At 62.5% G+C, this 9558-nt stretch carries 9 protein-coding genes and 1 pseudogene; 7 read left to right on the forward strand and 3 right to left on the reverse strand.

The window, feature by feature from the left end; genetic code table 11:
* The 4 genes and pseudogenes from FJ471_RS32995 to FJ471_RS33010 all read left to right on the forward strand — a co-directional run.
* A pseudogene (locus FJ471_RS32995) lies at positions 1-225 on the forward strand (hemolysin III family protein); the annotation flags it as partial.
* A 225-nt stretch (positions 226-450) separates the two neighbouring features.
* Positions 451-1473, forward strand: coding sequence for a MotA/TolQ/ExbB proton channel family protein (locus tag FJ471_RS33000; protein WP_140809860.1), 1023 nt, complete (start codon positions 451-453; stop codon positions 1471-1473).
* A 1-nt stretch (position 1474) separates the two neighbouring features.
* Positions 1475-2503: a peptidoglycan -binding protein gene (locus FJ471_RS33005; protein ID WP_140809862.1), complete on the forward strand. Its 1029-nt coding sequence runs from the start codon at positions 1475-1477 to the stop codon at positions 2501-2503.
* A 105-nt stretch (positions 2504-2608) separates the two neighbouring features.
* Complete coding sequence (locus FJ471_RS33010) at positions 2609-3571, forward strand: patatin-like phospholipase family protein (protein WP_140809864.1); 963 nt, start codon at positions 2609-2611, stop codon at positions 3569-3571.
* A gap of 11 nt (positions 3572-3582) precedes the next feature.
* On the opposite strand, the gene FJ471_RS33015 is transcribed toward FJ471_RS33010, so the two are convergent.
* The gene (locus FJ471_RS33015) at positions 3583-4011 is read right to left on the reverse strand and encodes a hypothetical protein (RefSeq protein WP_140809866.1); all 429 of its coding nucleotides are present in this window, start codon (positions 4009-4011) and stop codon (positions 3583-3585) included.
* Between the two features lie 544 nt (positions 4012-4555).
* On the opposite strand from FJ471_RS33015, the gene FJ471_RS33020 reads away from it, so the two are divergent.
* The gene (locus FJ471_RS33020; protein ID WP_140809868.1) at positions 4556-4981 is read left to right on the forward strand and encodes a hypothetical protein; all 426 of its coding nucleotides are present in this window, start codon (positions 4556-4558) and stop codon (positions 4979-4981) included.
* A gap of 106 nt (positions 4982-5087) precedes the next feature.
* Here the strand turns inward: FJ471_RS33020 and FJ471_RS33025 are convergent, their stop codons facing one another.
* Positions 5088-5441: a DUF1304 domain-containing protein gene (locus FJ471_RS33025; protein WP_140809870.1), complete on the reverse strand. Its 354-nt coding sequence runs from the start codon at positions 5439-5441 to the stop codon at positions 5088-5090.
* A 147-nt stretch (positions 5442-5588) separates the two neighbouring features.
* On the opposite strand from FJ471_RS33025, the gene FJ471_RS33030 reads away from it, so the two are divergent.
* Positions 5589-7073, forward strand: a complete 1485-nt coding sequence (locus FJ471_RS33030) for a carboxypeptidase M32 (protein WP_140809872.1) — start codon at positions 5589-5591, stop codon at positions 7071-7073.
* 36 nt (positions 7074-7109) lie between these two features.
* Here FJ471_RS33030 and FJ471_RS33035 read toward each other — a convergent pair whose 3' ends face one another.
* On the reverse strand, positions 7110-8912 hold the full coding sequence (locus FJ471_RS33035) for an ABC transporter transmembrane domain-containing protein (protein WP_140809874.1): 1803 nt from the start codon (positions 8910-8912) through the stop codon (positions 7110-7112).
* Positions 8913-9117: 205 nt separating this feature from the next.
* Here FJ471_RS33035 and rpmE point away from each other — a divergent pair, with 205 nt between their 5' ends.
* Complete coding sequence (gene rpmE / locus FJ471_RS33040) at positions 9118-9339, forward strand: 50S ribosomal protein L31 (RefSeq protein ID WP_027166741.1); 222 nt, start codon at positions 9118-9120, stop codon at positions 9337-9339.
* Positions 9340-9558: the final 219 nt, after the last annotated feature.

Below are 9558 nucleotides of genomic sequence, written 5' to 3' on the forward strand. Positions count from 1 at the left end.
ATCGGCTGGAGCGGCGGGGTGCGGGCCGGACCGCTGGGCGAGACGCTGCCGACGACCTCGGTCGCGCTCCTCATCGCCGGCGGCATCGTCTATTCCCTGGGCGTCATCTTCTTCGCCTGGAAGGGCCTGCGCTTCCACAATGCCGTCTGGCACGGCTTCGTCGTCACCGGTGCCGGCCTGCATCTGGCCGCCATGGTCGACTGCCTTGTCGTCAACCGGTTCTAGAGCATGATGCCGAAAAGTGTGAAGCGGTTTTCGGACGACATCATGCTCTATGTTCTTTGACTTAGAGACGGATTCAGATTTCAGGTCGAACAGACCTGAAATCATCCGGTTCTAGGCCTGCGGCGCAGGCCTATCGGCCATATTGCCAAGCGCCATTCAATTTGGTCACAATTCCGTTTAGAGTCGCGGCAATTCTGCGGCGGTGGCATCGGAAACGGGGCACGGATGGCTTTTCTCAGATCCTTCGGCAGGCGATCGGACGTCCTGGTCTATGATCCGCACAAGCTGTCGAGCCCGCAGGTCTTCCTGCTCACCATGGTGATCTTCCTCATCATCGTCGCTTTCATCGCCGCCATCCTCACCCGCCAGATCTCGACCGCCTTCTCCAGCAACCCCGGCCTGAACGGCCTTATCGTCGGCGTGCTTGTGGTCGGCATCCTGCTCGCCTTTGCCCAGGTCGGGCGGCTGTTCCGCGAGGTACGCTGGGTCAATTCCTTCCGCGCCGGCTCCGAGACCACCGAGCCGGTCCTGCTGGCGCCGATGAAGGCGATGATCGGCCGTTCGTCCTCGATGGCCTTCTCGACCTCGTCGATGCGCACGATGCTCGATTCCATCGCCACCCGCCTCGACGAAAGCCGCGACACCTCGCGCTACCTGGTCGGCCTCCTGGTGTTTCTCGGCCTGCTCGGCACCTTCTGGGGCCTGCTCAACACCATCGCCTCGATCCGCGAGACGATCGAGGCGCTGGACCCAGGCACCGGCGATGCCGCCGCCGTGCTCGATGCGCTGAAGCAGGGCCTGTCGGCGCCGCTCGCCGGCATGGGCACCGCGTTTTCGTCCTCGCTGTTCGGCCTTTCCGGCTCGCTTGTGCTCGGCTTCCTCGACCTGCAGGCCGGCCGCGCCCAGACCCGCTTCTACACCGAGCTCGAGAACTGGCTGTCCTCGGTCACCGATCTGTCGTCGGACATCGTCGTCTCCGACACGACGAAAACAACCGAATCCTCCGAGGACATCCGCCTGCTGTCGGAGCGGCTGCGCAGCCTGCAGGAGAATGGCGGCGGCTCCAATCCGCGCGTCGCCACCGCCATGGCCAATCTTGCCGACGGCATCTCGGGCCTGGTGAAGAACATGCGCTCCGAGCAGCAGATCATGCGCGACTGGGTCGAGGCCCAGTCCGATGAGCAGAAGGCCATGCGCAACACGCTGGAAAAGATCGCCGACGCGCTGAAGAAGCAAGGGGTCCACTGACGTGGCGCTGGCAAGACGGCGCGCCGACCGCCGCATCGACTACTGGCCGGGCTTCGTCGACGCGCTGTCGACGCTGCTGCTGGCGATCATGTTCCTGCTCACCGTCTTCGTGCTGGCGCAGTTCCTGCTCAGCCGCGAGATCTCCGGCAAGGACGCGGTGCTGAACCGCCTCAACTCGCAGATCAACGAGCTGACCCAGCTGCTCGCCCTGGAACGCACCAACAGCCAGGATAAGGAAGATACCCTCGCCAACCTGCAAGCTTCGCTATCGGCGGCGGAAGCCGAAAAGAGCCGCCTCGAACAATTGCTCTCGCAGGGCGCCGGCGCCGGCGACGCGGCCAACAAGCGCGCCGACCAGCTGACCGGCGAGCTCTCCAACCAGCGCCAGATCAGCCAGCAGGCGCTGAGCCAGGTCGAGATCCTCAACCAGCAGATCGCAGCACTTCGCAAGCAGATCGGCGCGCTGGAAGACGCGCTCAACGTCTCCGAGCAGCGCGACCGCGACTCCAACACCAAGATCGCCGATCTCGGCCGTCGCCTGAATGTCGCGCTGGCGCAGCGCGTCCAGGAACTCAACCGCTACCGTTCCGACTTCTTCGGCCGTCTGCGCGAGATCCTCGCCGACCGCGAGAACATCCGTATCGTCGGCGACCGCTTCGTCTTCCAGTCGGAAGTGCTGTTCCCGACCGGTTCCGACGAGATCAACGACGCCGGCAAGGTCGAGATGAAGAAGCTCGCCGACGCCATCATCGAATTGCAGAAGGAAATCCCGCCGGAGATCAGCTGGGTGCTGCGCGTCGACGGCCACACAGACAACAAGCCGCTGTCGGGCACCGGCCGCTATCGCGACAATTGGGAACTGTCGACCGCCCGCTCGACGTCCGTCGTGAAGTTCCTGATCGAGAACGGTGTGCCGGCCAATCGGCTGGTGGCCGCCGGCTTCGGCGAGTTCCAGCCGCTCGATCCTGCCGACACCGACGAGGCGCGCAGCAAGAACCGCCGCATTGAGCTGAAGCTCACCGAACGTTGATCCCATGTCTAATGCGCAGCTTCAAGTTTCCTGATCACGATACTCCTACCGGCAACGTCTGATCTTCTCGAAATTCGAGAAAGACAATTTTGACCACGGCGGAAAATGACGGATGATTCATCAATCTCTCACGAATCTAACCGTGAGGAAGTATTTGAAATATTGAACAAACGTAGAACCTATAAATATGAACGAGGAATTTTTAGAGACGGTCACAAAATTGCACTAGTGATCGAAGGAGGAGCAATGTCAGGCTTGATAAGCGCTGCGTCTACGCTCGCCTTACAAGAATTAGGTTATACAAATTGCTTCGATGAAGTTTATGGAACTTCCGCAGGCGCAGTTAACGCAGCTTATTTTGTTGCAGGCCAGAGCCATGTCTGCGTGAGTATTTACCTGAAAGAGGTAATCTCTGGAAAATTCATGGGTTTGCTACGTTGGCCGGACCAGATTGACATAAATTGGCTTGCAGAAAACGTCGTCTCGCACGGCGCTAAAAAACTGGATACGGCCGAGTTGGCCAGATCCCGGATCGAGCTGAGAATCCCCGTCACCGACACCGGGTCCGGCGCCTGTCGATTCATCTCGAGCCATTCGGACCCGATCGGACATCTCATTCCCGCCATCAAGGCCTCTGGAAGCAACCCCTTGCTCACGACACATAGCGAAGCAATCGATGGAAAAACCTACAACGATGGGATGGTTCGAGCCGCCGTTGCTTCGGAGGCAGCAAAGCAGGCAGGGAACGATGTGATCGTTGCGCTCCTGAGCCACCCCGTGGGCCGACGAAAGAAGTTTAGCTTCGCTGCTGCCTTGCTTGAGAAAGCTTTGCGTATCCGGCACTATTCACCCGACTACCAAACGGTATTCCATGCACGTGCCGCATTCTACAATGACGCGATGAATATTTTGGAAAATCCAGAGCCAGGCTTGAAGACATTGATACTGGACGCCGCGCTCGGCACGAAAATCGAACGGCCCCTCGAAACGAGGCCGGATGTGCTCTCCAAAGTCGCCGATCTTCAGCGCCTGCATGTGGCGGCTATCTTTAGAGCCGCCAGCGTCTGAAACCGGGCGCCCTACGCCTTGAGTGACAGCACAATAAAGAACAACCACGCAGCTATGAACACGAGGCTTATGGCGTATAGGAAGATTCCCGTGTGAATTTTTCTGCCAGATATTTGGTTGTTTCTCGTAAAAAGGAATCCACCAAACTTCTCTTCTATTTCGACGCAACGAACCAAACAATTTTTTAGATGCGATTGATAGGGGGAAACGCACAGCAGATAGACAACGGAAAGCACAAGGCCAGCCCACGGGGCCAAAATCTGAATTCGCTTTATCAGATCAAGGCCGCCTCCAGAGCTATTCTGCAATTGAAAAGCCGTGACCAATATACCATTTAATATAAGGAAATTCTTCGTGGCGCTGAACCCTATATCAACACCGCGGGAATACATGTCCGCGGACTTCTGATATTCTATCAGCATAAACTCCTTGTCTTCCATTCCTGATCCCCGCCAGACCCACACCGAGATTGACGACCCCTTTATGGAGTCATATTGGTCAACCCCCTCCCTACGCTAGCTTGATTGTCTCAGCTAAGAAAGTACCGATCGCAGCGCCGTCAAGCATCTGTCGTTCCGTGGCGGATGCGCGGCGACCGCCGCATTGAGCTGAAGCTCACGAACGATGATTCAAAGCATGTCTCCCGAAAATGGGAACCGGTTTCGGGACAAAGACATGCGTAGAATCAAAGCCCTAGAGCGCGCGGAGCGTATCTGAAGGATCGCGACGCGCTAAAGGATCACGCCAAGTCACGGGAAGTTGTTTGTCGGCTGAATACTTAGCGCGGCAAGTTTCGGCGGCAAGAGCTGAAAACATTATCTTTTTTTAATTACACATCGCGAATCGACGCACCTAATTTGCTGCGCAGGGCCGGGGACCGCCGGCGATGCCTCCCATCGCGACGCGACGGAACCGGACGGCCCGGAAAGGTCGGAAGGCAATGCGGCAGGGCCGCTTCCTTCCCCCATAGGAGGATGCGCCGCCATGCGCGCTTCAACATCTCTCAAGACAGTAACCCTGGCCGCTGCGCTGATCGCGGCCCCGCTTGCCGGCGCTTATGCGGCCGGGCATCACAAGGGGCTTCTCGACGCGACCCCTCCAGCCGATTTCGTCGGGCCGCGCGTGACCGGCCTGATCGATCAGGTCCAGGGCGTGGATCAGGGCATTACCGACGCCCGGCAGGCAAACAACATCTCGGCTTCCGAAGCGCAGCAACTGCATATGCGCGCCGCGCGCATCAGCCAGGCGGCGGAGCATGTCGCGGCCTCGGACCACGGCAGGATACCATCCGCGCAATATCACGACCTGCTGCGGAGGCTCGACAATGTCGACCAGAGGCTGATGAACGACACCGGCAGCGGCTTCATGACGGGCGACGGCTCCGACGGCGGGAATTACCCGAACGGCTGAAGCGGTTCGCCAATTCGGGGAAATGGCCAGCACACAGGAAGGGACTAACTGGCGCCCACGGGACCTGGCCCCGAGGGCGTCCTTTTTGGACCACGTCCTGCTTCGATTACACGCCGAGCCAAAGCGCGCCGACGGCGAGCACCGCCGGCACAGTCTGGATGAAGAGTATCTTGCGGCCGACGGTCGCCGCGCCGTAGAGGCCGGCAATAGCGACGCAGATGAGGAAGAACATCTTGATCTGAAACCCGGCGGCGCCGAGATAAAGACCCCAGATCAGCCCGGCGGTGAGGAAGCCGTTATAGAGCCCTTGATTGGCGGCAAGCACCTTCGAGGCGCTGGCGAACTCCGGTGTCAGTCCGAACGCCTTGTGGCCGCGCGGCGTATCCCACAACACCATCTCCAGATAGACGATATAGCAATGGATCAGCGCCACCAGCCCGACCAGGATATTGCCGATCATTGTCCCCTCCAGCAGTTTGTTCGCGGCATTGATCACGCAGTCGCCCTACAAGGCAAGACGGCTGGTTCCATCCCGGCCGATCAGGGTTGCCAAGCTCGATCCCTTGGTATCTTTTCGCGCCAGCCAAATTGAAGCTGGGTAGCCATCATGTCCTTCCAGAAACTCGACCAACTCGGCCACAAGCTCGAAGCGCTTGAGCACGCTTTGGCCATCCTCGGCGCCGACGAGGCGACGCATATGGCGGTCGGCGGTGGCGAGAAGCGCGCCGAGGCAATGTCCTCGCTTGCCGGCATGCTGCACGCCCAAGCGACAGCGCCGGAGATCGGCGACTGGATCGCCGCCGCCGAAGCCGAGCAGCTCGGCGAAGAGCAGCAGGCGGCGGTCAGGGAGTTGCGCCGCCAATACACCAACCTCACCTGCCTGCCCGTCGAATTCGTCGAGCGCCAGACGGTGGCGCGGATGCGCTCCGAGCAGCTCTGGCGGAGCCTGCGCGCCAGGAACGACTGGGCCGGCTTCCTGCCCGCGCTGGAAGGCGTCATGGCCCTGGTCCGCGAGGAAGCGGCGCTGCGCGCCGACGCGCTTGGCCTCGCTCCCTATGACGCGCTGATGGAGCAGTACGATCCCGGCAACCGCGCCGCCGACATCACGCCGGTGTTTGCCGAGCTGAAGGCCTTTCTCAAGGATTTCCTGCCGCGTGCGCTGGCCGCGCAGGAGACGCGGCTGGCCAGGCATCCGCTGAAGCCGCTGTCGGGCAGCTATGCCGTCGACCGCCAGCGCGAGCTCGGCCTTGCCATGATGGCGGCTGTCGGCTTCGACCTCACCCATGGCTCGCTCTCGGTATCGCATCATCCCTTCTGCGGCGGCGTGCCGACCGACGTGCGCATTACCACCCGCTACAAGACCTCCGACTTCCTGTCGGCGCTGATGGGCGTGCTGCACGAGACCGGCCACGCGCTCTACGAGCAGAACCTGCCCAAAGCCTGGTCGCACTGGCCGCTCGGCAAGGCGCGCGGCATGGCGGTGCATGAGAGCCAGAGCCTGTTCGTCGAAAAGCAGATCGGCCGCAATCCGGCCTTCTGGCGCTGGGCGTTGCCGGTGGTCGAAAGACATCTCGGCGAAGCCTGGTCGCTCGACGACATCCTGCCGCATGTCCACCATGTCGAGCGCGGCCTGATCCGCGTCGATGCCGACGAGGTCACCTATCCGCTGCATGTCATCCTGCGCTACGAGCTCGAGCAGGAGCTCGTGTCCGGCCGGCTGGAAGTGGCCGACCTGCCGGAGGCCTGGGACGCCAGGATGCGCGACTATCTCGACCTCTCGACCATCGACAACCCGGCCGACGGGCCGATGCAGGACGTGCATTGGCCGAGTGCGGCCTTCGGCTATTTCCCCTCCTACACGCTCGGCGCCATGATGGCGGCGCAGCAATGGGCGGCGCTAACCAGGGAGCATCCGTCGGCCGACGATGATCTCGCGAAAGGCGATTTCAGCTCCATCAATGGCTGGCGGCGCGACCGGATCTGGTCGCAAGGCTCGCGGTGGTCGACACCGGAATTGCTCGAGCGCGCCACCGGCGAGAAGCTCAACGCTTCCTATTTCACCGAACATTTGCGCAAGCGCTACGGCGGCTGACGCAGGTCAGTTCGAAACCAGCCGGGTCGGGCGCGGCTACTCCGCCGCGCCCTTGAAGGCGCTGGCGCCTGTCTCGAACTGCAGCTTGGCGAGCCGCGCATAGGTGCCACCCTTGGCGACCAGGCTCTGATGCGTGCCTTCCTCGACGATGCGGCCGCCTTCCATGACGAGGATGCGGTCGGCTTTGAGCACCGTCGCCAGCCGATGCGCGATGACGATTGTTGTGCGGCCGCGCATCAGCCGCTCCAGCGCTCTTTGCACCAGCGTCTCGCTCTCGGCGTCGAGCGCCGAGGTCGCTTCGTCGAGCAGGAGGATCGGCGCGTCGCGCAGGATGGCGCGGGCGATCGCGATGCGCTGGCGCTGGCCGCCGGACAGCGTCACGCCACGCTCGCCGACCTGGCTGTCATAGCCCTTGTCGAGCCTGGCGATGAATTCGTCGGCAAGGGCCGCCTTGGCCGCGGCCTCGATCTCGGCTTCGCTGGCCCCCTGCCGGCCGAAGCCGATATTGTCGCGCACGCTCGCCGCGAAGACGGTGACGTCCTGCGGCACGATCGCGATGCGCTGGCGGATGGCGGCCGGATCGGCCTCGCGCACGTCGACGCCGTCGATGACGACGCGGCCGCTCTCGGGATCGTAGAAGCGCAGGATCAGCGAGAAGACGGTGCTTTTTCCGGCGCCTGAAGGCCCGACGATCGCCACCGTCTCCCCGGGCTTCACCTCGAAGCTCAGGCCATGCACGGCGGCGCGGTCCGGCCGCGCCGGATAGGAGAAGGACACCTCGTCGAAGCTGATCGCGCCCTTGGCCGTGGCCGGCAACGCAACGGGGTCGACAGGCCGGCGGATCGTCGGCGTCTCAGCCAGGATCTCGGTCAGCCGCTCGGCCGCGCCCGCCGCCTGCGACAGCTCGCTCCACACTTCCGACAGCGCGCCGAGCGCGCCGGCGGCAAACACCGAATAGAGCAGGAACTGGCCGAGCGTTCCGGCCGACAGCGTGCCGGCGAGCACGTCGCGCGAGCCGAACCACAGCACCGCCACGACCGAGGAAAAGATCATGAAGATAGCAAAGAAGGTCAGGAAGGAGCGCGCGAACACCGAGGCCCGCGCCGCCTCGAAGGCTGCGTCGACGGCGCCTGCGAAGCGGCCGGTGACCAGCTTCTCGTTGGTGAAGGCCTGGAGCGTGCGCACCGCGCCGATCTGCTCGCTGGCATAGGCGGTGGCCTCGGCGAGCGTGTCCTGCGCCTGCCGGGACTTGCGCCGCACCGAGCGGCCGAAGGCGACCAGCGGCAGCACGATGACCGGAATGGCCGCAATCACCAGGCCAGACAGTTTCGGGCTGGTGACGACCATCATCGCCACCGCGCCGAGGCCGAGGATGACATTGCGCAGCGCGACCGAGGCGGTGGCGCCGACCGCCGACTTCACCTGCGTGGTGTCGGCGGCAAGCCGCGACACGATCTCGCCCGAATGCGCGCGATCGAAAAACGCCGGCGACAGCGTCGTGACATGAGAGAAAACGTCGCGGCGGATGTCGGCCACGACCCGTTCGCCGAGCGTGATGACGAAATAGTAGCGGCTGGCCGAGGCGGCCGCGAGCAGCGCCGCCATTGCTACCAAAGCCGCGAAATATTCGGCGATGAAGATGGAGCCCGAGGCCTGGAAACCATGGTCGATCATGCGCCGCACGGCCATCGGCAGGGCAAGCGTCGTCACTGCCGCGACAATCAGCGAGATGATGGCGCCGATGGCGAGCTTCCGGTAGCGGGTGATATAGGGAAAAAGGCTGCGGAGCGGCCGGACCGAGCGTCTGCGCTCGCTTGCGCTGCCACCGATTTCCGCCATGAGCGTTTCCTCTGGCCGCTCGGCGGCGCCGCATTTCAATATGCGCCTGCCGCGGCCTTGTGATTCAATTCCGGCTGATGTATAGGCTCGCCGACCGTTTTAGAAGCCGTGGCTTTTCATTAGCTGCGGCTTCGAGTTTTAAAAAGGGGCGCATCGACGCAGGCCTTGGGCCCGTCACCAGCGCCGGCAGCCAGGAAACACGACAATGAAGGCCGATATCCATCCCGACTACCACACCATCAAGGTCGTCATGACCGATGGCACCGAGTACCAGACCCGTTCGACCTGGGGCAAGGAAGGCGACACGATGAACCTCGACATCGACCCGACCACGCACCCGGCCTGGACCGGCGGCCAGCAGACCCTGCTCGACCGCGGCGGCCGCCTGTCGAAGTTCAAGAAGCGTTTCGAAGGTTTCGGCCTCTAAGCCGGATACGTCTGTCGGATTTGAAGAACCCGCCTTCGAGGCGGGTTTTTTGTTGGCCGCATCCCTTCTTTCTCCTCGTTCAACGGAGAGAAGGTGCCCGAAGGGCGGATAAGGGGCAGCGCCGAAGCTGAAGTTCAAGGTTGGTTCCTCGCCCCACGCAGTGGGGAGAGGTGTCTCGGCGAAGCCGAGACGGAGAGGGGAGCGCCCTACGAAGGCCCC

The sequence above is a fragment of the Mesorhizobium sp. B2-7-1 genome, assembly GCF_006440735.1.
Lineage (GTDB): Bacteria > Pseudomonadota > Alphaproteobacteria > Rhizobiales > Rhizobiaceae > Mesorhizobium.